General features: G+C 33.7%; 19 protein-coding genes and 1 pseudogene. 13 read left to right on the forward strand and 7 right to left on the reverse strand.

Annotated elements, in window-relative coordinates; all coding sequences use genetic code 11:
* Nucleotides 1-206 precede the first annotated feature (206 nt).
* From NST87_RS02410 to NST87_RS02425, 4 genes and pseudogenes are all read right to left on the reverse strand, one after another.
* Nucleotides 207-1,505, reverse strand: coding sequence for a D-serine ammonia-lyase (locus tag NST87_RS02410; protein WP_019470096.1), 1,299 nt, complete (start codon nt 1,503-1,505; stop codon nt 207-209).
* Nucleotides 1,506-1,743: 238 nt separating this feature from the next.
* Nucleotides 1,744-3,903 (reverse strand): RNA degradosome polyphosphate kinase, encoded by a 2,160-nt coding sequence (locus tag NST87_RS02415; RefSeq protein WP_019470097.1) that lies wholly within the window; start codon nt 3,901-3,903, stop codon nt 1,744-1,746.
* Nucleotides 3,904-3,970: 67 nt separating this feature from the next.
* Nucleotides 3,971-5,500 carry an exopolyphosphatase gene (ppx, locus tag NST87_RS02420; protein ID WP_026034838.1) on the reverse strand — a complete coding sequence of 510 codons (1,530 nt, stop codon included), beginning with the start codon at nt 5,498-5,500 and terminating at the stop codon, nt 3,971-3,973.
* Between the two features lie 162 nt (nt 5,501-5,662).
* Nucleotides 5,663-7,205, reverse strand: a pseudogene (locus NST87_RS02425) (AbgT family transporter).
* Between the two features lie 193 nt (nt 7,206-7,398).
* On the opposite strand from NST87_RS02425, the gene NST87_RS02430 reads away from it, so the two are divergent.
* Entirely contained in the window at nt 7,399-8,217 is an 819-nt protein-coding gene (locus NST87_RS02430) for an SDR family oxidoreductase (RefSeq protein ID WP_019470100.1), read from the forward strand.
* Nucleotides 8,218-8,332: 115 nt separating this feature from the next.
* Here the strand turns inward: NST87_RS02430 and NST87_RS02435 are convergent, their stop codons facing one another.
* The gene (locus tag NST87_RS02435; RefSeq protein ID WP_019470101.1) at nt 8,333-9,409 is read right to left on the reverse strand and encodes a M42 family metallopeptidase; all 1,077 of its coding nucleotides are present in this window, start codon (nt 9,407-9,409) and stop codon (nt 8,333-8,335) included.
* A 199-nt stretch (nt 9,410-9,608) separates the two neighbouring features.
* On the opposite strand from NST87_RS02435, the gene NST87_RS02440 reads away from it, so the two are divergent.
* Entirely contained in the window at nt 9,609-10,124 is a 516-nt protein-coding gene (locus NST87_RS02440; RefSeq protein WP_019470102.1) for a thioredoxin domain-containing protein, read from the forward strand.
* Nucleotides 10,125-10,268: 144 nt separating this feature from the next.
* Here the strand turns inward: NST87_RS02440 and NST87_RS02445 are convergent, their stop codons facing one another.
* Nucleotides 10,269-11,852: an FMN-binding glutamate synthase family protein gene (locus tag NST87_RS02445; protein ID WP_019470103.1), complete on the reverse strand. Its 1,584-nt coding sequence runs from the start codon at nt 11,850-11,852 to the stop codon at nt 10,269-10,271.
* Between the two features lie 178 nt (nt 11,853-12,030).
* Between NST87_RS02445 and NST87_RS02450 the strand changes: the two genes are divergently transcribed.
* The 4 genes from NST87_RS02450 to NST87_RS02465 all read left to right on the forward strand — a co-directional run bounded on the left by NST87_RS02450 (nt 12,031) and on the right by NST87_RS02465 (nt 15,779).
* Nucleotides 12,031-12,804 (forward strand): CPBP family intramembrane glutamic endopeptidase, encoded by a 774-nt coding sequence (locus NST87_RS02450; RefSeq protein ID WP_019470104.1) that lies wholly within the window; start codon nt 12,031-12,033, stop codon nt 12,802-12,804.
* 115 nt (nt 12,805-12,919) lie between these two features.
* Entirely contained in the window at nt 12,920-13,567 is a 648-nt protein-coding gene (locus tag NST87_RS02455) for an ABC transporter ATP-binding protein (RefSeq protein WP_019470105.1), read from the forward strand.
* Nucleotides 13,567-14,340 carry an ABC transporter permease gene (locus NST87_RS02460; protein ID WP_037540022.1) on the forward strand — a complete coding sequence of 258 codons (774 nt, stop codon included), beginning with the start codon at nt 13,567-13,569 and terminating at the stop codon, nt 14,338-14,340. Before NST87_RS02455 ends, NST87_RS02460 begins: the two co-directional genes overlap by 1 nt.
* A 257-nt stretch (nt 14,341-14,597) precedes the next feature.
* On the forward strand, nt 14,598-15,779 hold the full coding sequence (locus NST87_RS02465) for an MFS transporter (RefSeq protein WP_019470107.1): 1,182 nt from the start codon (nt 14,598-14,600) through the stop codon (nt 15,777-15,779).
* A gap of 152 nt (nt 15,780-15,931) precedes the next feature.
* Here NST87_RS02465 and NST87_RS02470 read toward each other — a convergent pair whose 3' ends face one another.
* Nucleotides 15,932-17,302: a CitMHS family transporter gene (locus NST87_RS02470; protein WP_064264483.1), complete on the reverse strand. Its 1,371-nt coding sequence runs from the start codon at nt 17,300-17,302 to the stop codon at nt 15,932-15,934.
* A gap of 409 nt (nt 17,303-17,711) precedes the next feature.
* On the opposite strand from NST87_RS02470, the gene NST87_RS02475 reads away from it, so the two are divergent.
* The 7 genes from NST87_RS02475 to NST87_RS02505 all read left to right on the forward strand — a co-directional run bounded on the left by NST87_RS02475 (nt 17,712) and on the right by NST87_RS02505 (nt 23,713).
* Entirely contained in the window at nt 17,712-18,308 is a 597-nt protein-coding gene (locus tag NST87_RS02475; protein ID WP_019470109.1) for a YdeI/OmpD-associated family protein, read from the forward strand.
* A 235-nt stretch (nt 18,309-18,543) separates the two neighbouring features.
* Complete coding sequence (locus NST87_RS02480; protein ID WP_019470110.1) at nt 18,544-19,104, forward strand: TetR/AcrR family transcriptional regulator; 561 nt, start codon at nt 18,544-18,546, stop codon at nt 19,102-19,104.
* Between the two features lie 179 nt (nt 19,105-19,283).
* A complete protein-coding gene (locus tag NST87_RS02485) occupies nt 19,284-20,171 on the forward strand; it encodes a BKACE family enzyme (protein ID WP_019470111.1) in 888 nt (295 codons plus the stop codon).
* Nucleotides 20,171-21,124 carry a 3-hydroxyacyl-CoA dehydrogenase NAD-binding domain-containing protein gene (locus NST87_RS02490; protein ID WP_019470112.1) on the forward strand — a complete coding sequence of 318 codons (954 nt, stop codon included), beginning with the start codon at nt 20,171-20,173 and terminating at the stop codon, nt 21,122-21,124. The genes NST87_RS02485 and NST87_RS02490 overlap by 1 nt, the downstream gene beginning before the upstream one ends.
* Nucleotides 21,125-21,136: 12 nt before the next feature.
* A complete protein-coding gene (locus NST87_RS02495; protein WP_019470113.1) occupies nt 21,137-21,604 on the forward strand; it encodes a thioesterase family protein in 468 nt (155 codons plus the stop codon).
* 289 nt (nt 21,605-21,893) lie between these two features.
* Nucleotides 21,894-23,078 (forward strand): betaine/proline/choline family ABC transporter ATP-binding protein, encoded by a 1,185-nt coding sequence (locus NST87_RS02500; protein ID WP_019470114.1) that lies wholly within the window; start codon nt 21,894-21,896, stop codon nt 23,076-23,078.
* Complete coding sequence (locus NST87_RS02505) at nt 23,078-23,713, forward strand: ABC transporter permease (RefSeq protein ID WP_019470115.1); 636 nt, start codon at nt 23,078-23,080, stop codon at nt 23,711-23,713. Before NST87_RS02500 ends, NST87_RS02505 begins: the two co-directional genes overlap by 1 nt.

Raw genomic sequence — 23,713 nt, forward strand, 5'->3', positions numbered from 1 at the left:
GTTTTAGAATGAAAGTAAGTGTGACGATACCACTTCGAACATATTATATTTATTATAAATTTTAACCAAGCCTAATGCCATCATTGAAAAAGAAGCAAGGTTATTATATATGCGTTTTTTAGATAAGGTATCGAGCAAAACATAAAGTGGGGTGTATACTTAAAGTTAAATGTTTGTTGTCAGGTATGTTTCTAAATCGTTGACGTTTATGATTGTTTGCCTTGAGCCACATATTTTAACATTTCTTCCTTAGGTACCATATTACCGCCAGTTGCCCATACAATATGATTGGCATTAGATAAATTAAAATGAGTTTTGTCGGTATGTTTCAACACTGCTTTTAAACCTGCAAACCCTGATGCTGCAGAGGGTTCAACAAATATACGTTCCTTTTGACTAAGCAAATATAAATATCGGTACATTTGTTGATCTTCTACAGTAAAAGCACCATATAATAATGAATTCATTATATGACCAACGAGTTTTGAAGGTCTGGCAACAGCAAGACCATCTGCATCAGTACGGCCGTCTAATCCAATATCTGTTACAGCTATTTGGTTGTGCAGTTGTGTCATCATTCCTAATGTCATGCATGGTGCATGTGTAGGTTCAGCAAAAAGACAATACACATGATCGCCAAATACTTGATTTAATCCAAAGGCAACACCACCTGGACCTCCACCAACACCACAAGGCAGATAAACAAAAAGGGGATGTTGTGCATCTACTTGTATACCTTCATTGCTAAGTTGTGTTTTTAACCGTAAAGCAGCAACTGTATAACCTAAGAAAAGATCAGCAGAACCTTCATCATCTATGAAATGACAAGTAGGGTCGTTTTCTGCAGCCTTCCGTCCTTCAGCAACTGCATATTGATAATCAGATTGGTGTTCAACAACTTTCACACCGCGTGACCGAAGTAAGTCCTTTTTCCATTGGCGCGCATCACTAGACATATGTACAATAACTTGAAAGCCTAATTGTGCACTTATGATGCCAATACTTAAACCTAGGTTACCAGTTGAACCGACAGCAACGGTATATTTACGAAAGCACGCTTTATATTTTGATTCGGATAAAATTTTGTAATCATCTGTATATTTTAAACCACATTCCTTTATAGCGATAGATTCAGCTAGTTTTAGAACTTCATATATACCACCTCTTGCCTTTATAGAGCCTGAAATAGCAAGATGACTATCGCATTTAAGCCATAATTTACCACTTTGCTCAAGGTGTTCAGAGTCAACTAATGCTTGTTGCATAAAAGGGATTGCTTTTAGTGGGGATTCAATCAGACCATGGTCTTTTTCAGTTTTAGGAAAAACATTACGTATATAACTGCTAAAACGTTTTAACCTTGCTGCAGCATCTTCTATATCATCTAATGAAAAAGGGAATGTTTCATCATTACGAAAATTTGGATTTTTCCAAAATATCGGTTTATATTGTTGCATGTCATTGACTAAAGGAAAGTTACTTTTTAATTTTTCAACATTTATCATAAGTGACACCTCATAAAAGTTAATAGTATTTAGTGTTTATTATAGCAAAATTAGATACATAAGATGTTATATAACTGATATTTCAAAATGCTATAAGTTGAGAATGAGATGAATTTTTTATTATTTAATAAGAGGATATCATACGAAACCGATAAAGATGATTTCGCAATAAGGATTACCTGAGCTTTAGCTCATGCATAAGAACCACTAACCCAACAAGTTGGGAAGTGGTTCTTTATCATCGTTTAAACGTATCTTTTAGTTTAGAAAACCATCGATTTTTATGTTGTATAGGAACTTCTTGTGGCAGGGTAGAAGCTTCTTTTAATTTTTGACCAAATGTCATCGCTTCTTTCATTAAATAAGCCTGTGAATTTAATGGTGATAAATTATTATGAATATAATGATAATAACCTTGTTCGTCCTGATATCGACCTTTTTGGTTATCTGATAATTGTAAATTCATATAATCTAATAAGCGTTTAGCAATTTTTTTATCTTCGACAGGGAACAATATTTCTACACGCTTAATCATATTACGTGTCATTGCATCTGCTGAAGAGAGGTAAATTTTTTCATCACCGTTATTATGGAAGTAATAGATACGAGAGTGTTCAAGGAAACGACCAACGATACTTACTACTTCAATATTATCGCTGACATCTGGGATGCCTGGTTTTAAACAACAAATACCGCGAATAATTAATTTAACTTTGACACCAGCACGAGAAGCTTCAAATAATTTAAGAATAATATCTTTATCTGTTAATGAATTCATCTTCATCATAATTTTTCCATTACCGTTTTCACGATGTGATTTGATTTCTTTGTCTATTCGAGCTAAGAATACATCACGTATGTCGTATGGAGCTACAATGAGTTTATTATATTCTGGTTTCAATGTATATCCACTGAGGTAGTTAAAGAAGTTAATAGCATCTTCTGCTATTTCTTGATTTGTTGTGATAATGCCCATATCTGTATAGAGCTTAGCTGTTTTATCGTTGTAGTTTCCAGTACCTAAATGTACGAAAGATGTGAGTTTGTTATTGTTGCGTTTGACCACAAGCGAAATTTTACTATGCGTTTTCAAATATGTCATACCATAAATAACATGACAGCCTGCATCTTCTAACATTCTTGCCCAGTGAACATTATTTTCTTCATCAAAACGTGCTTTTAATTCAACGAGCACAGTTACTTGTTTACCATTTTCTGCAGCTGTTTTCAAACTATTAATGATTGGTGAATCTTTACTTACACGATATAATGTTTGTTTAATAGCAATCGTGTTCGGATCATTTGCAGCATCACGAATGAAATCTACAATTGGTTCAAAGGATTCATAGGGATGATGAAAGAAAATATCACGTTTTAATGATAAATCAAAAATGTCTTCATTACCCAAAGATTGAGGTGGTTGTGGTAGATATTTATTATATGTTAAATGTTTTAAACTATTAGATAAATGGTCTACAAGATCGAAAAGCAGTGTTAAATCTAATGGACCGTCTACAAAATAGACATCATTATCATGAACTTCCAACTGATTGATAATCCAAACAACGTCTTCATAAGTTGCTTGTCTTCCGTCTATCTCTAAACGTACTGCTGTTCCGCGTTTACGCTCTTTTAAGAAGCGTTCTATTTCAATTAACAAATCTTCGGCACCATCTTCATGGATGGTTAGATCGGCATTACGTGTAATTCTAAAGGTGAAGGTATTTAACACTTCATAGCCAGTGAATAACTCATTAATATAATAAGTGATAATATCTTCTAACATTACAACGTATTGAGTTTGACCTTGATTTAATGTATAAAATCTTGGAATTAATGATGGTATTTGTACAATAGCCGAATTAATTGCATCATCGGTATCAATATCTACAAATATATTCAAGCTTTTATTGTTTAATTTTGGGAAAGGATGATAAGCATCGATACCTAATGGTGTTAATGTAGGTAAGATACCTGTTTTAAATTCACGTTCTAACTGTGGTAATAAAGACTCTGGTAAAGATTCAGGTTTTGTTACTTCCACACGATGTTGTTTTAACAGTTCTACTAATTCGTTATAACGTGCATACTGTAAATCTACATATTTTTTATTTTTTATTTTTATTTGCTCAAGTTGTTCTTTAGGTGTGAGTTGTGCTTTGTTCTCAGGTTTATCATAGCCCATTTTAACTTGATCTTGTAATCCGGCCACACGCACCATAAAGAATTCATCCAAGTTAGAGCTAAATATAGAAATAAATTTTAATTGTTCCAATAAAGGATTGTTTTTATCTTCAGCTTCTTGTAATACGCGATAATTAAAATCTAACCAACTGAGCTCTCTATTATTATAATATTGTGGTAAATTTAAATCTCTCTCTCCCAATTTCTTTTGCATAATTCTAATTCCACCTTATTGTAGTCTTGTTAACATATTTTGCTACGTACAATTTATCATATGAATTTTAAGATTTTGTAAAGATGATAGAAAGATTTTCTTTTAAAATTTTCTCGATATGCTTTTTTTGTCTAAGTGATTGATATTCTTCAGCAATCGGTTCACCAATATAATGGACATACAAAGTATAAGCACCATCTTCTTCTTGTAATGCCACACGTTCCACTGGGCTAGTATGTGATATATTTAGGGCATTTACAAATTTAATAATACCGCCTAAAAATTGAATATGATCCAACTCTTTGCCACGTAGCCATGCGGTCTCTTGGCTATAAAATTTTAAAAGAGATTTATTTTTAAAACTTGCTAACATTGCAAGTTTGACGCGATCTTCATGTGGAAAACCATCAATCATTGAATTCGCTATAATATAATACGTATGCGGTGAACTAGAATCTGCGTCAATAAATCTTCCTAAATAATATAAATATGCACCTTCCGCAAAAAGTTCTTGCTCTTTTTTAGTAACTTGAATTTTATCTAAGTCAATCAGTTGTGATAACAATGATTGAGCCAATTTAACGCGTTGTTTTGCACTAGATTCTTCGATGCTATATTCATTAGCTAAATGATATAATGCATCTTTTCTAATATTTTCTTTTTTAAATTCTTGTGGGTGACGTTCGGATATCAACTTCATTATATAGCCCTCACGTAGCCCTTTGCGTGAGAAAGTGAAGTGGGTTGCATTGATTTGTTCGAATAAAGTTTTGAATACGGATACTGCTGGTAATATGATGTCTATACGGTCTCTGCTTAATCCATCAATATCTTTTAAGTCATCACGTGAACTCTTTTTAATTATTTTATATACCTCATCCATATCTTCTTCAGTCATTGAGTAGTTATGAACACCACCAATGGGATAAGAATGTTCTGACTGATGAATGCGTGCTACGTTACGAGCCGATCCACCAATACCGACTAAAGCAATTTTTTGGTCTTGTAACCATGGTAGCTGTTCGAATTGCTTAGCTATAAATTTTTCCATTGCTTTAATTGCTGATTTATCATTATGATCTTTATCTTCGAAGAATTTTCGTTTTAATGTTACAACGCCAAATGGGAAACTATGCGCTTCAATGATCGTTTTATCTTTGAATAAAGTGACTTCTGTAGAACCACCACCAATATCGATAGAAACACCATCTTCTACATCTGTAGTATGAGTGATGGCATAAAAACCATAAAAAGCTTCTTCTTGATCAGGAATGATTTTGATGCTGATGTCAAGTTCGCTTTTAATGTGTTTGATAATTTCATTTTGATTGGTAGATTGTCTAATAGCAGCTGTCGCAACAGGATGTAATTCGTTTACTTCAAATTTATTAGCGACGCTTTTAAAGCTGTGTAATGTTGTTGTCAACACATCGATACCATCTTGGTTCATCTTTAAATCATCGGTTAAATATTGACTTAAGCGTGCGGGCGTTTTAATATTTAAAATTTCATTTAATCCTGTTTTAGTATCGAATTCAAAAATAACTAACCTTATTGTATTTGATCCGATGTCTACTAATCCTATGCGTTCCATAATCTCCTCCTGTATATATGAGGTAAATAGTTGTTTATAAATTTATTTACCCACTTTTCTCTTTAATATTACAATAAATAGCATGATTTGTGATACATCAATTGAATATTGTTCAATTCATGTTAATGATTTTTATATAGTTTGAAATTTAATATTGTTTTTGACTTATTCATTGATGTGTAAAGGGCCTCCAGGGCCTAATGGCCAGCCAAGTAAGTACCATATAATCATGAATATGGGCCATACAATACTTAGAATAATGGTATAAGGCATTAAACTAGATAACAGTGAGCCTAATTTCATATGTTTATCATATTTTTGAGCATAAGATAAAAGTAATGGCAAATAAGGCATCATTGGCGTAATTGGGTTACTAATTGAATCTCCAATTCTATACAACATTTGTGTGAATGCAGGATGAAATCCTACAATTATCAGCATTGGAATAAATATTGGAGCAAGAATTCCCCATTTAGCAGATGCACTACCGATTAATAAGTTAATGAGCGCACCTAAAAAAATCACTCCTAAAATAAGGACGATACCGTTTTGATCTTGAAGTACTTCAGCACCTTGTACTGCTACAATCACACCTAAATTACTCCATTCTAAAAATGCCAGTAATTGTGCTGCAAAAAAGACAATAACAATAAAAGACCCCATAGAAGCCATAGAATCAGCAAGCATTTTACCTAAATCTTTAGAATTTTTAAATTCCTTCATTAACATGCCGTACACCAAACCAGGCACCAAAAAAATAAGTAAAATAATTAAACCAACCCCATTAATAATAGGAGAATCATTCAATAAACTGCCAGTTTTGGCATTACGTAAGAAACTATTTTGTGGTATTGCTATAATGATAAGTAAAATAAGTGTAGTGAAAAAGCTTATATTTGCCCCAAACACAGCCTTACTTTCTTTAAGTGTTAATCCTTGATTAGTATCATCCACTTTAATATTAGACTGTGTATCGTCATATGAGCCTAAACGGGGGACGACAAAACGCATTGTAACCCAATAAATTGTTGGCAATAATACAACGACACTAGCTGCAATAAAGTACCAATTCATCGCTACATTAACTGCAATTTTATCAGAAACAATCTTTGTTGCTGGTTCTGTAAAGGCATAAAGCAATGCATCTGACATTCCTATCATGACATTCGCAGAAAAACCACCAAGTGCTGATGCGTAAGCCATCGCTAACCCGGCAATAGGGTGATAGCCTAATTTAATGAAGACCATCGCTGTTAACGGTGGTAAAACAATCGTTGCAGCATCTCCTGCAGAATTGCCAATAATACCTATAAGTATGATTACAGGCACAATGATTTGCTTGGGTGCTTTATGAACAATTTGTACCATTAATTTATCAAAATAACCTGTTTTCTCAGCAATACCTACCCCAAGCATCACTGATAATACTAAACCGAGTGCAGGGAACTCAGAAAAGTTTTTGATCGCATCATTCAAAATCATAGCAATACCATCTTTGCTTAAAATATTTTTGATGCCAATGGTATTACCTGTTCCAGGATGTTTTACTGTGACATGAAAAAGTGAAACAACCCATGTAATGATTGCGAGCCCAAGACACATTAGAAAAAACAATATACTTGGATCAGGTAATCTATTACCAATTTTTTCTACAATATTTCAGAAATTTATTTATAATTGTCGATTTTTCTCTCGTATTTGACCCCATTATTATTACCTCCCAAATAAGTTATCGAAATTATAACAAACTCATTTTGAAATGAGTATGATAAATTTTATGTTTCCAAGCAAAAGGCATCTATGAATGCTTTATACAAAGGTTTTAAAATTGATTTAAAAAGGAAATGTATTACAGATAAATTAATATTGAACAGTAGGGAAATGAAAGGGGAAGTTCATAGATGAGACGATTAGAAAATAAGATTGCTGTGGTAACAGGCGCTAGTACTGGCATAGGATCTGCTTCTGCACAAATATTGGCAAAAGAAGGGGCACATGTTTTAGCGATTGATATTTCTGCATCTGTACATGATACAGTAAAAGTAATTAACCAGGGCGGTAATAAAGCTTCAGGATATAATGTAGATGTATCAGATGCACATGCAGTAGAACGGCTTGCGCAATCTATTAAAGAAGATTATAATCATATTGATATTTTATGTAATAATGCTGGTATTGATAATGCCGCTGGACGTATTCATGAATTTCCAATCGATGTGTTTGATAGAATTATGAATGTTGATTTAAGAGGTACATTTTTGATGACTAAATTCTTTTTACCACTAATGATGTCAAATGGTGGCTCTATCATCAATATGGCGTCATTTTCTGGAATTGCTGCAGATTTAAATCGTTCAGCATATAATGCTGCAAAAGCAGGTATCATCAATTTCACTCGATCAACAGCGATAGAATATGGACGTGAGCATATCAGAGCGAATGCAGTCGCACCAGGTACGATAGAAACACCACTTGTAGATAAATTAACAGGTACTAAAGAAGATGAACAAGGAAAAATATTTAGAGAAAATCAGAAGTGGGTTACGCCTTTAGGTCGTTTGGGCACACCTGATGAAGTAGGTAAACTCATTGCTTTCTTGGCTTCTGATGACAGTTCTTTTATAACTGGTGAAACCATTACAATTGATGGTGGTGTGACGGCATATACTTGGCCAGGAGAAATGTTGAGTGATGCGCGTTGGAAAGATTCTACAGAATAATTTAGAGTGAAAGTGATATTATTTGAGTTTAATAGTTATTAAGAAGCACCAAAAAGCCGTAAACATTAGTGGTAGCACTTTGTTTACGGCTTTATTTTTTATAGGTTTGAGTGGTTTACCAAATGATGTTATCTACGGCATCGTCGTTTAAAGATTTAACGATTTCAGTGACTAAGGCAACCGAATTTTTATAGTCATCTGTATGCAATACAGAGACGTTTGAATGCATATAACGTAGAGCGACACCAATAGAGACCGTAGGCACACCTTCATTGGCAACATGAATACTTCCAGCATCAGTACCGCCACCAGGTGTAGAATCTAACTGGATATCTATATTATGTGCTTTAGCTATTTTTTTAATATGGTTTGTAAAACCAACATGACCTATGTTTGAAGCGTCCATAATAATGACTACAGGTCCTTGTCCAATAGCTGTCTCGCTAGTTTGGCCAGACATGCCTGGTGTATCATAGGCAACAGCTACATCGACAGCAAGAGCTAAGTCAGGTTTAATCTTATTAGCTGCAACTTTAGCGCCACGAAGACCTACTTCTTCTTGTACGTTAGCGCCTGAAACTAAATTAATATCAATGGATTCTTGTTTAAGGTTGTTTAAAACGTCTACAGCAAGGGCGCAACCATAACGATTATCAAAAGCTTTGGCAGTTAAATACTTGCTATTAGCTAGTGTTTCAAACTCACTGTATGGTGTGATCATATTGCCAATTTCAATGCCGAATTGTTCAGCTTCTTTTTTACTTTTAACTCCAATATCAATGAACATATCTTTTATTTCTACATTTTTTTTACGTTCTTCGGGTGATAAAGCATGTGGTGGTTTGGAGCCAATAATACCTCTGATTTTCTTGCCTTCATCAGTTGTGACAGTTACTTTTTGAGATAACATCACTTGGTTCCACCAACCACCAATAGGTGTGAATTTTAAAAATCCATCTTTATCAATTTTAGTAACTACAAAACCAATTTCATCTAAATGACCTGCCACCATTAATGTCTTATTACCAGTAGAGGTCGTTTTTTTACCGAAAATACCTCCCAGATTATCTTCAATAATTTCATCACTTACTGGCGTCAAATAATCACGCATAAGTGTTTTCACTGCTTTTTCATGACCTGCAATACCGTCAACATTTGTTAATGATTCTAGTAATTTTATTGAATTGTTCATGTTATACCCCCTAATCAAATATTTATATTCATTTTATCATGAACTTCGATATAAGCTAATTGTTTGAGCTTTGTGTTATTAATTTAATTTACATAACATTAGATGAAGTTTACGTTGCACGCTATTGTAAGGCTAAACGTGTGCATTCAATACCTGTCCATGATTCAATATAATTATAAACAAAGTGGAGGGATAGACGATGACAGAAATTAATTATTTAACAATAGGATCAGAATCAGCACCGATTAAAGTGGAGTCTTTTATCAATTTAGCTTGTCCATACTGTAAAAACTTCTTTTTCGCTGCAGACACTGTATTAAAGCCATTCATTGATCAAGGGAAGGTTCAACATACAATTAAACATTTTGATAAAACGAAGCAAGGCTTATTAAAAGGAACAATAGCAAATATATATTTAAACTATCAACGACCTGAAGAAACCTTAGATATTATTCGTGAGTTATACCAAACACAAGCTCAATGGAAAGTAAGTTTTTCGACAATTGAAGCCAAAATGGAAGAAGAATATAATCTTACACCTCATAAAGAAGCTGACGATCGTTCGTTAGCGATTCATGAAGAAGCATTTGAAAGAGGAATTAAAGGCATTCCGACCGTTTTTATTAATGGTAATTTATTTGAATTCAATCCATTGGAAGATCAACAAGAAACGATAGAATCTAAGCTAACAAAGCAATTGAATCACTTTATATGATAATGAACCATCGGACTTAAATATCTATTTGCAAAATAAATACGTCTGGACATCAGTGATTCGTCCCAGACGTATGCTTATCTTATCCTTCGAAATGTTGTTGAAGCTTATTTTTAACAAAGGTGTTTCTTTTAATCTTTGAAGTTAATTATGATTTAGTAAGTTTAATTTATAATCATGTATGGATTGAATGTTACCGTCTTTCTTTTTGATAATGATGTGTTCTTTCGATATCTGAGTTGGGGAAGTTACACCTACAGCGGCAGCAATGTTAAATAAGCCTTCATGTAAACTGGTTACAAAATTAGTGACGCGGTATTTTTTTTCATCTATAATTAATCCCCTTTCACGTTTTGGATCTGTTGTTGCAACACCTACAGGACATGTGTTCATATGACACTGCCTACTCATAATACATCCGACACTAATCATCATACCTCTTGCAACGTTGACTAAATCAGCACCTAGACCTAATGCAATCGCAATTTTATCAGGTGTTACAAGTTTCCCTGAAGCAAATACTTTAATTCGATTGCGTATACCATACTTTTCGAGTACACCTGTTAAGATTGGTAAAGCAGTGAATAAAGGTAAACCTATGCCATCTTGCAATTCTTGAAATGTTGCACCAGTGCCTCCTTCGCCGCCGTCAATAGTAATAAAATTCGGAAACTGATTTGTTTCAATCATTGTTTGTGCGAGCGCTTCTACTTCTGATACTTTGCTGATTACAATTTTAAAACCAACAGGTTTTTGACCTACTTTTTGTAATTGTGTAACCCATTCTAATAAATCGGTTGGATTATCTATAGATTCAAAACGGTTAGGGGAATTAATCGTCCTCCAAGGTTCAACATTACGAATATCAGCAATTTCTTGTGTGACTTTATTACCTTGCATATGGCCGCCTCTTGTTTTTGCACCTTGTGCTAACTTGATTTCAAAAGCTTTGACCGTATCTTCATTTGCTAAAATTTGGAAAGCATTCATATCAAATTCTCCCGATTTATCTCGTACGCCAAATAAACCTGGACCTATTTGAAAGATGATATCTGCATCGCCCGATAAATGGTGTTTTGATAAACCGCCTTCACCTGTATTCATCCAAGTTCCAGCTTGTCCTAATCCTTTGGATAGCGCCGTGATTGCATGACTTCCTAATGCGCCATAACTCATTCCTGATTGACCAACAAGCCTTTTAAGTTTGAACGGATGTTTCAGTTCAGGACCTAAAATAATGGCATCTTCATCTGTTAAATAAAATGGATCTATCTCTGCTTTTGTGCGATGTTCGTCACGATTAAAGAGTCGTTCATTATCAATTGTATAAATAAATGATGAAATCAACGGTGATTGATTAATATGTAATTCTTTAGATTGCAACGGAAACATCGTATTTTGAATGTAAAACCCATCTTCATAATCCTTTTGTGTACCAAAACTAGTCATTCTTGAATTATATTTACCAGCTAATACAATATTGGTGTAATCATTACGAGAAAAAGGTTTGCCTTTGGTATCTGCTAAAAATAAATATTGGCGTAATTCTGGACCTATTTTTTCACCAAAATATCGAATACGTGCAAGTAATGGATAATTGCGTAAAACGCTATGTTGCTTTTGTCGTTTATCCTTAAAAAGCAATACAGCCCCTAAAACAAGTACGCTTATTAAACAAACGACAATGATTACGTTGACGATAAACTGTAAAATAGTCAAAATAGTCATGTAACATTCCCCCTTAATATAGTTATATAATACAATAAATTATGCAATTTACAATGTGTTCCACTGTAAAGGGGTAGAATGGTTAATTGTAATTTTCAAATAGAAAAGTAAATCAACTTATAATAATGATAAAATATTGTGTTATATTATTGTTAAACAGCTACAAGGAAGGTGACATATGACTGACAAATCATCAGCAACGCCATTAACCAAAAAGCATATATGGCAGCATCAGAAAATTGTTAAAAAAGACTTTTGGTTAATCCCTATATACATCATTGCTAATTATATTATACCACTTATATTAACGCTGATATTAATCGTATCATATGACATTTTTAATATTGGTAGTAAGTATCGTTTAAGTGATATGAATATACTGATTTTTGGTGGTGTTATTGCTGAAATATGTATCATCTTAAGTTTTTATGGCATGCATACTAAAGATAATATTACAGCAATTGTGATCAACAGGTTAAAATCAGTTCGTAAATATATTTTGCTTATTTTTATAGCATACATATCTACGCTCTTGTTGAATAATTTATATGATTGGCTTATGACTTTTTTACCGAAGTCATTACAATATCATGAAACACAGAATCAATTGATTTTAGAAGCACTATTTCAAGACAATTGGATGCTCCCATTTTTATTTTTAGATATTGTTATTTTGACGCCGATTATTGAAGAGTTATTATTTAGGCATCTCATCATTCATGAATTAGGTAAAAAAATTACATATGCTGCTGCAAGTGTATTATCAGTTATATTATTTGCTGGTATTCATGTATTAGGGGCTACATCCCCATTTGAAATCGGAAGCTATATTTTTATTGCGATTGGTCTAGTATTTGTATATTTGAAAAGTGGGAAAAACCTAGCAGTATCCATATCACTGCATACTTTTAATAATTTAATATCTTTTATTGCGATTGTATTTTTAAAATAATGTTTGCGTGTGATATTTAATGTTGTGTTTTGAATAAAACGATTGAATGCTACAATGATAGGAAATCAAACAGTCGTAATAGGGTATAAACTATATATGACCTAGGAGGTTCAAAATGTTAGAGCTTAGAAATGTTTCATACCAGGTGGATAACCGACAAATTATCAATAACATTAATTTGAAAATCGAAGCAGGAGAAACGATTGCGATTGTTGGGCCTTCAGGAAGTGGTAAAAGTACTTTGTTACGCTTAATGAATAATTTGATAAGTCCTACAGAAGGGGAATTATATTTTAATAATCAAGTATATGAAGATATTAGTCCAGAAAAGTTAAGAATGGAAATTAGTTATTTATTACAAGAAAGCGATTTGTTTGAAAGTACTATTGGTGATAACTTAGCTTTCCCCGCTCAAATTAGAAATGATAAGTTTAATCGTAAAAGAGCTAAAGCACTTTTGAAGTCGGTAGGGTTAGGTCATTATAACTTTGATACAAGCGTAAACCATCTTTCTGGTGGGGAACGACAACGTGTAACGATTGCGAGACAGCTAATGTATAAACCCAAAGTATTATTATTAGACGAAGCAACAAGTGCTTTAGACGTACATAACAGTGAAAAAATTGAATCTTTAATCTTTAAGCTTGCGGAGGAAGGTACAACAATTTTATGGATTACACATAGTAACGATCAAAGTATGAGACATTTCCAAAAGCGCATTAGAATTGTGGATGGACAAATTGAAAAGGAGGAGGAATTATGATGAGTACCACTGCTTTAGTACTTACTGCGACACTCCTACTTTTTCCAATCATCGTGTCATATAAAGAAAAATTACACATAATTAAAGATTTACTCGTTGCAACTTTAAGAGCAGTTGTTCAATTGGTGATTTTAGGTTATTTACTTCATTTTATATTTGATGTAAACCAAACATGGTTGTTGCTCTTGTTTGTATTGATCATCATTATTAATGCATCGTGGAACACGATCAGTAGAGCTTCACCTGTGATGCATCATGTATTTTGGATTTCTTTTATTGCCATATTTATAGGTGTAGCGCTACCATTAGTCGGTATTGTGATCACTGGCGCAATTGAATTCAAACCTAATGAAGTAATTCCAATTGCAGGCATGCTTGGAAGTAATGGTTTGATTGCTATTAATCTTGCGTATCAAAATTTAGATCGTGAATTCGTTAAAGAAATGAGTCAAATCGAAGCCAAATTGGCATTAGGTGCTAATCCAAAACTATCTTCCAAAGGAACGATCCGTGAAAGTATCAAAACGGCAATTGTGCCAACGATAGATTCAGTGAAAACGTATGGTATTGTTTCGATTCCTGGTATGATGACAGGGTTGATTATCGGTGGTGTAGATCCATTGGAAGCTGTTAAATTTCAACTTTTAGTAGTATTTATTCATATGACAGCGACAATTATGTCAGCGTTGATTGCAACATACTTGAGTTATCGTCAATTCTTTAATGAACGAGACCAATTAATTGCGCGACATATCCCCAAAGACAATCGCTAAAAGTTTTTGATGTATATTTGTTATAATAAACATGATGACAATTACTAAAATCAAATCTATTTGATGAGAAATTTTAAATTTAGATGAGCAGGAAACGTCAAGAAGTATCAAAATGGTTATTGATATTTCTTGCGTTTCCTGTTTTTTGAAATGAATTTAATAGCATGTATTGCTAAGTATTCATATATATTGACGAATGGTTTATAATGTAGCAGTTATAGAATTTTTGAAATCAGATTAAAGAGAGGAGGATATTTATGTCAGTTATGCGCATATTTACCTTTATATTAAGTATATTTATTGTAGGAATGGTTGAAATGATGGTTGCAGGTATTATGAACTTGATGAGTAGTGATTTACATGTTTCTGAAGCAATCATTGGACAATTAGTTACCTTATATGCCATTACTTTTGCAGTAGCAGGACCTATTTTAGTAAAGCTAACAAATCGTTTTTCACCACGAATGGTTTTATTGTGGGCACTGTTAACATTTGTTGTAGGCAATATCATTATTGCGATTGCGCCTAATTTTTCTATTTTAGTGATTGGACGTATCTTATCATCTGCAGCTGCAGCATTAATTGTGGTTAAAATATTAGCTTTAACTGCGTTATTAACTGCGCCACAACACCGAGGGAAAATGATTGGTATTGTGTATTCCGGTTTTAGTGGGGCAAATGTTTTTGGTGTGCCAATCGGGACAGTCATTGGTGATTTAGTCGGTTGGAGATATACGTTTTTATTTATTGTGATTATTAGTTTATTCGTTGGTATTCTAATGTATATATATGTACCGAAGCTAAGTGATCATCTATCGTCAAACACTGACATGGAGACAGGTTCAAATCGTTCAAACGCTTATTCTAAAGTGTTAAGACCCGTTGAAGTTACAAAATATTTAGGTATCACGTTTTTATTATTAGTAGCCAACTCGGTGACGTTTATTTATATTAATCCGTTAATCCTTTCCGGTGGGCATCAACTATCCTTTGTTTCTATTGCATTATTAATCAATGGTATTGCAGGTGTAATCGGAACATCAATGGGTGGCTTTTTATCAGATAGACTTACGAGCAAACGCTGGTTGGTTATTGCGACAGCCGTATTTATTGTTATGATGCTTATTCTTAATATGTTTTTACCAGGTACAGGTTTATTACTCATGATTATTTTCATTTGGAATATCATGCAATGGAGTACGAATCCAGCTGTGCAAAGTGGCATTATAGAACATGTTGAGGGTGATACGAGCCAAGTGATGAGCTGGAATATGTCTAGTTTAAACGCAGGTATCGGTATCGGCGGTATTGTAGGTGGATTAGTAGTATCGAACTTAAATGTCTACGCAACGACTTATTTTTCAGCTGCAATTGCGTTAGTAGCATTTATTTTAGTTATTAGCCTTAAAAATGTCGCTAAATACAATAAAGCATCATGATTTGAGCATGGGCTAATGGTAATATAAGACTGCAAAATTGAATTATATATAAATAAAACAGGGCGTGGAACATTGAAATGTAATTTCAGTTCGACACCCTGTTTTTTAAATTTTTGTGCAAATGTTTTTACTAAAGTCACACAGTTTAGAACTTAAAATGTAACGACTCCGATTAACATAGCGATAATTAACATGACGATGGCAAAACCCCATATCCAAAAGAACGCATACTTTATATATGTTCCCATATTTGCTTCTGCAAGCCCTACTGCTAACCATAATGCAGGTGAAAATGGACTGACAAACGTACCGATAATATTTCCAATTAACATTGCATATGCTGTTGACACAGATGACACACCAAACTGACCGGCTGTCTGTTCAACAATAGGTAAGATTGCGAAATAATAAGCATCCGTACTCGTTAATAAATCTAGTGGTACACCGAAAATACCGACAATAATGTGTAAGTATGGCCCTACGGCATTCGGTATAATGTGGATGAAGCTTACTGCTATTGCCTCAAGCATACCAGTTTCATTAAGTACACCTAAAAACATACCCGCTGCAATAATCACGGCAGCCATCATAAGTGCATTTGGCGCATGAGCCTTAAGCCTACTCATTTGTTCGTCTACATTTGGGAAGTTAATAATCAAAGCAATCGCAACACCAATCATAAATGCAAATTCAGGCGGAGCGATATTAGCTAGCATTACTACGATGATAGCGAGCGTAAGTATCACGTTAATCCAATTAATCCAAGGTTTCGTAACGGCAACACCACGAATTGGAAATTTAATATCTTGATCTTGTTCGTATATTTCAACCAATTTATGTATATCCACATCTTGTGTATTAGTTACTTCTCCCGAATTGATTTTACGTTGTATAATTGATTTTTCTCGAAAACCTAAAATTACAGCGAATAGTAAAACTAAAATAAAACCGATAATCTGAACAGGTATAACACCATACCATAATTCATTGACATTCTTAAAATGAATTACTGAAGCTGTACGAGCCATAGGACCACCCCAAGGCACCATGTTCATAATCGATGCACTCAGTCCGAGTAACAAAAGTAGTAGATACCGATTCATATTTAGTGCTTTATACAACGGTAATAATGCTGGTATTGATAATAAAAATGTTGTGGCTCCAGCACCATCGAGTTGCGCGAATATTCCGATAAGTGCAGTTACAATACAAACAACTACAACATTACCTCTAGTAAGCAAAATCAAACGCTTTACCAATGGTTTAAATAAGCCAGCGTCACTCATGATGCCGAAGAAAATAATTGCAAAAATAAACATGATGACGACGTTAATAACTTGATCTAAACCACTATTAAAGAATTTTACTAAATCGCCTATATTGTAACCTAATATGAGTGCACCTACACTCGGTATTAAAATCATGCCTACAACTGGACTAATACGTTTAGCAATTAGTAAACCAACAATGGAAATAATAATAATTAGCCCCATAATTGTTAGCCAAACACTCTCTTGTTGCATAAAATATCCCCTCCAAATATTAAAGCGCTTACAAAAAACTGAACAATGATTGTTCACACTTCTAAAAAGTGATTATTTATAAGTGTAACAGAGAAAAGCGAAGTGTATCAGTAATATATATAAATACTTATATAATTTTACTTATATTAAATTATAAGTAAAACAAATGTATTTTTGAATTGTATTAGTATGACAATATATAGGTTTTGTACCAGAGTAGTGTGAAGAAGATCAATAAAGGATTATCTAAATTGAGCACATTTAAAAATGGTTTAAAGAAATATTTTGAATTATTAAAGATATAAATAAGTATTATATTCATAGAAAATAAGACGTTAACATGATATAAAAGATAGTATGGATTAAATGTATATATTTATAGTAAAATTAAAATAAAAGGCGGTTTTTTATGAATGAATCAATTAAAAACGATAAAGTAGATGCGTTTATTGAACGCTTAGATCAATGGCAAGATGCTTTTAAAGTATTAAGAAATATAATCAATCAAACAGAATTAACAGAAGATTATAAATGGATGCATCCTTGTTATACTTTGGACAATAAAAATGTTGTCATCATTCAAGATTTTAAACATTATTGTGCATTGTTATTTGAAAAAGGTGCCATTATGAAAGATCCATATCATACTTTAATTCAACAAACGAAAAATGTTCAAGCTGCTCGCCAGTTGAGATTTGAAAGTTTAGACGAAATAGAACAACGTAAAGATGAAATTGCTTGGTATGTAGAAGAAGCCATTAGAGTAGAAAAGTCGGGTGAAAAAGTACCGATGAAAACGACAGAAGAATTCGATATGCCTGAGGAATTGAAAAATAAATTAGAAGCTTCGTCAGAGTTAAAAGAAGCATTTAATAATTTAACGCCTGGAAGACAACGTCAATATATGTATTATATAGGTCAAGCTAAACGTGCTTCAACAAGGGAAAATAGAGTTGAAAAGTATATCAATCATATCCTAGAAGGTAAAGGCATGAATGATAAGTAACCAATTAAGCTATAGCATGACTTAAGTCTTCAATGACAAAAAAGTGTTCGTGGTTGTCAAAATTTTTTAATCGTATTTTGGTTGAACCAAACCATCGTATTTATTTAAAAATAGATATCGCGTCGTTTATAAAATCCAGATTAATCTTGCAACTTTGTCATTTATCGTTTATAGTTTGCTCAAATATAAATATAGTAGATGAATCAAGTAATATTTTGTAAGAGAAGGTGTAGATATGGCAAGAGTGTCTAAACGTATTCAACTATTAGAAGCAGCAGCGGCTATCGTAAATGAGCAAGGTAGTGAGTATTTAACACTTGATGCAGTTGCTAAAAAAGCAGGTGTTAGTAAAGGTGGTTTACTGTATCATTTTAAAAATAAATTCGCATTGATACAAGGACTTGTGGATCATGCAGATGAGTTGTATCGAAATAATGTGAATGAACATGTTAAAAATGAGTCACAAGAAGTTGGCAAATTATTGCGTGCATTTATTGAAGCTACTAGAGAACACCGTTCAGAAAATGCATCAATTACTTCTGGTATGCTGGCTGCACAGGGTATTAATAGTAATTTATTATTACCACTACAAGATACCTATAAAGATTGGCAAGAAAAAATTGAAAAAGATGGCATTGATAAAGTCGATGCAACAATCATACGTTTAGCAGTGGACGGCTTATGGTTATCGGAAATATTTGGACTAGACGCACTTGATGAAACAATGAGAGCAAAAGTTTTAGAACGACTAACATCTTATACAGAAAACAAACAAATCGAATTAAAAGATGCATGAAAAAGTTGAAATTATAAAAAAATAATAAAATTTTCGATTCGTTGAAAGTATTGATGCTATAGGGATAAGTGATGAGAAACCATCACTTATCCCTTTTTTTAGCTGTAGCAAGGGTTGAAACTAAACCGTCCGGTTGGTACACTATCAACTGTGATCAAAACTCTGTTGGAGGTTTATATATGAAAAAAGTTATGCTAACAGCAGCTTTAACAGGTGCTGGAGATACTGTAGAAAAAAATAAAAGTGTTCCTGTAACACCTCAGGAAATTGCAGATTCAGCAATTAAATGTGCGAAAGCAGGGGCTACTGTTGCACACATTCATGCACGTGACCCAGAAACAGGCGGCATAAGCCATGATGTTGAATTTTTTAAAGAAGCAGTAAGATTAATAAGAGAAGCTGATGAAGATATTATTATTAATATTACTTCAGGTGGTGGCGGAGATTTTATCCCTAACCTAGAAGATCCATATACAGCAGGTGAAGGTTCAGATATGCAAACACCTGAAGAAAGACATGAAGCGATTGGCGCATTATTACCAGAAATGTGCACACTTGATTGTGGTAGTGTGAATATGGGTGACGCTGTTTACTTAAGCCCAGCTGATTGGTTAAGAAAACAAGCACAATTAGTAAAAGATGCAGGTGTAAAACCTGAATTAGAATGCTTTGATAGTGGGCATATTTCATTTGCAAAACAATTAATTAATGAAGGTCTCATTGAAGGCGAACCCATGTTCCAATTCTGTCTAGGTATTCCATGGGGTGCTGAAAACGATGCAGAGACAATTGAATATTTTAAAACACGTATTCCTGAAAATGCGCATTGGTCAGCTTTTGGTATTGGGAGAATGCAACTACCTACTGTAGAAGAAGCGGCGAAACGTGGTGGAAATGTCCGCGTAGGTTTAGAAGATAACTTGTATTTATCAAAAGGTGTTAAAGCTTCAAATGAACAACTAGTTGAACGTGCAGTTGAAATACTAAAAACATTAGATATAGAGCCAATGACACCGGCTGAAGCGCGTGAGCAATACCAACTTAGAGATCCTAAAGGAGGCAAATAATGAAATTTGCAGTTGTAGGTACGGGCGTTATAGGTAGTGGTTGGATTACGCGTATTTTAGCGCATGGTCACGAAGTAATTGCGACAGATCCCAGTGAAGGTGCTTATGAAAGCATGTTAAAACAAGTGAAACAAAACTGGCCATATGCTGAGCAACAAGGTTTAGCAGAGGGTGCGTCTTTAGAGAATTTATCGTTTACGGTAAGCTTAGAAGAGGCTGTTAAAGATGCAGATCATATTCAAGAAAATGTTCCAGAAATTGAAGAACTAAAAGCACAGGTATTATCTGAAATCGATACCTATGCACGTCAGGATGCCATTATTGGTTCTAGTACTTCTGGCATTATGCCTTCAGAATTACAACAAAATTTAAAACATCCTGAACGTTTGGTTGTTGCACATCCGTTTCACCCAGTATACATTTTGCCATTAGTTGAAATTGTACCTGGTAAAGAAACAACTGAAGCTGTCACAGTAGAAGCAGAAAAAGTGTACGAAAGCATTGGTATGGATGTGCTACATGTCAGACATGAAATTGAAGGACACATCGCAGATAGATTGATGGAGGCACTATGGCGAGAATCATTACACATTGTTAATGAAGGAATAGCAACTACTGAAGAAGTAGATAAAGCATTTACCCATGCAGCAGGTTTACGTTATGCACAGTATGGACCATTTATGACATTCCATCTTGCTGGAGGAGAAGGCGGTATGCGTCATATGCTGAAACAATTTGGTCCAGCATTGAAGAAACCATGGACAAAATTAATTGCGCCTGAACTAACTCAGGATTTATATGATAATGTGGTGAATGGTTGTGAAACGGCTTCACAAGGGCAAACGATGTCAGAATTAGACCAAAAGCGTAATGAATTCTTAGTTAAAGTGAAAGAATTAGCTGAAGCATATTGGCCAGAAGACACTGCATCAATGAAAAAGGGTATTAAATAATTGGAGGTTCATATGACTCAATTTCAATATCAAACCACTGTTAAAGATATTTGGGTCGATCATAATCAGCACATGAATGACGCTGAATATAATCGAGTATTTAGTGATGCCACAGATGCATGGCTGGCATCACTAGGCTTAGATGTGAATACAATTAAAAAATTGAATTATACAGTGTTCACTTTAGAAAATCATGTAGTGTATTTAAAAGAAATAAGCGTAGCTGAACTTATTACTGTGAACGTAAGTCTATATGATTATGATGCCAAACGTTTACATGTTTTTATGACTTTAGTAGATGCTCAAAATAACCGTTGTGCAACATATGAAGTAATGCTTATGGGCATGGACACTACAATAGGCAGACCTGCAGCTTTCCCTGAACAAATAAAAAATGCTATAGATGATTATACTAAAGTTGGAACAATTCATGAAGCGCCAAAAGAATTAGGCCGACTGATTGGCATAAAACGAAAATAATATTTTTGAAACATTGTTTTGAGCTATTGAATTGATAATTAATTTCAATAGTTTAATTAACAAAACTTAAGGTTATAAATTGTTTATTTTCATTTGTTGAGTTATCTTAATAGATATAGGATGAAAAAAATTAGTCAAAATTGATATTTTTGACCAACACATGAATAAAGTAGGGCTAGTTGTGCTACATGTTTTTACTTATTTTCGGATTTGTATAACATCCACAGTTAGCCTTATATTTATAAATGAAATGTTAAATGTAAATACAAAAATAGAAAGGAATTAACACATGTTAAGTATAAAAAACTTATCTAAAGTTTATGGTGGCACAAAAAAAGCTGTAGATAATATATCATTGGAAATCGAATCTGGTGAATTTATAGCGTTTATCGGTACAAGTGGGAGTGGGAAGACCACTGCTTTAAGAATGATAAATAGAATGATAGAAGCTACAGAAGGCGAAATTGCAATCAATGGTAAAAATGTGCGCAAAATGAACGCCGTTGAATTACGTAGAAAAATTGGTTATGTGATTCAGCAAATTGGTCTAATGCCTCATATGACCATTAAAGAGAATATAGTCTTAGTACCTAAATTATTAAAATGGTCAGATGAAAAGAAAGAAAAAAAAGCTAAAGAATTGATAAAATTAGTAGATTTACCAGAAGAATACTTAGATAGATATCCTTCACAATTGTCTGGAGGACAGCAACAACGTATTGGTGTTGTGCGTGCTTTAGCAGCTGAACAAGATGTTATTTTAATGGATGAGCCATTCGGTGCGTTAGATCCAATTACGAGAGATACATTACAGGATTTGGTTAAAGAACTGCAACAAAAATTAGGTAAAACATTTATTTTTGTCACACATGATATGGATGAAGCGATTAAATTGGCAGATAAAATTTGTATTATGTCTGAAGGAAAAGTCGTTCAATATGATACACCAGATAATATTTTACGACATCCTGCAAACGATTTCGTACGTGACTTTATTGGTCAAAATAGATTGATTCAAGATAGACCTAATATGAGAACCGTCAAAGATGCAATGATCCGACCAGTAACTGTACATGCAGATAGTTCATTAAATGAAGCGGTTAAGGTTATGAGAGATCGACGTGTCGATACATTATTTGTCGTAGGTAATAATGATAGATTACTTGGATATTTAGATATAGAAGATATTAACCAAGGTTTACGAGCTCATAAAGAACTCATTGACACAATGCAACGTGATATATACAGAGTAAGAGTAGATAGTAAATTACAAGATACGGTGCGTACGATATTAAAACGAAATGTAAGAAATGTACCAGTTGTAGATAGTGATGAAGAGACATTGATTGGACTAGTTACAAGAGCAAACTTAGTTGACATCGTTTACGATAGTATTTGGGGCGAGTTAGACGAAGATGTTAGTGCACAAAAAAATGCTATTGTTGAGCCCGATAATGTAGGAGCTGATAAGTAATGAAAGATTTTGTAGAGCAGTATGGTGGTCAACTGATATCAAAAACCGTTGAACATTTCTATATCTCAATCATCGCTTTGTTAATTGCTATCGTCATCGCTGTACCATTGGGTATTTTATTATCAAAAATGAAAAGAACATCTAATATTGTGCTAACTATTGCTGGTGTGTTACAAACGATACCAACATTAGCAGTGTTAGCAGTCATGATTCCAATCTTTGGTGTGGGTAAATTACCTGCAATTGTAGCTTTATTTATTTATGTATTATTGCCAATCTTAAACAATACTGTATTAGGTGTGCAAAACATAGATGATAACATTAAAGAAGCAGGCACAAGTATGGGTATGACACGTTTTCAATTAATGAAAGATGTGGAATTACCGTTAGCCTTACCGCTTATACTAGGAGGTATTCGTTTATCTTCTGTTTACGTAATTAGTTGGGCAACTTTAGCCAGTTATGTAGGCGCAGGTGGTTTAGGTGATTTTGTATTTAATGGATTAAACTTGTATGACCCATTAATGATTGTAAGTGCAGCAGTATTAGTGACTGCTTTAGCATTGATCGTAGATTTCCTACTGTCACTAGTAGAAAGATGGGCTGTACCTAAGGGATTAAAAGTATCCAGATAA

The sequence above is a fragment of the Staphylococcus sp. FSL W8-0271 genome (genome assembly GCF_038006605.1).
GTDB classification, from domain to species: Bacteria; Bacillota; Bacilli; order Staphylococcales; family Staphylococcaceae; genus Staphylococcus; species Staphylococcus cohnii.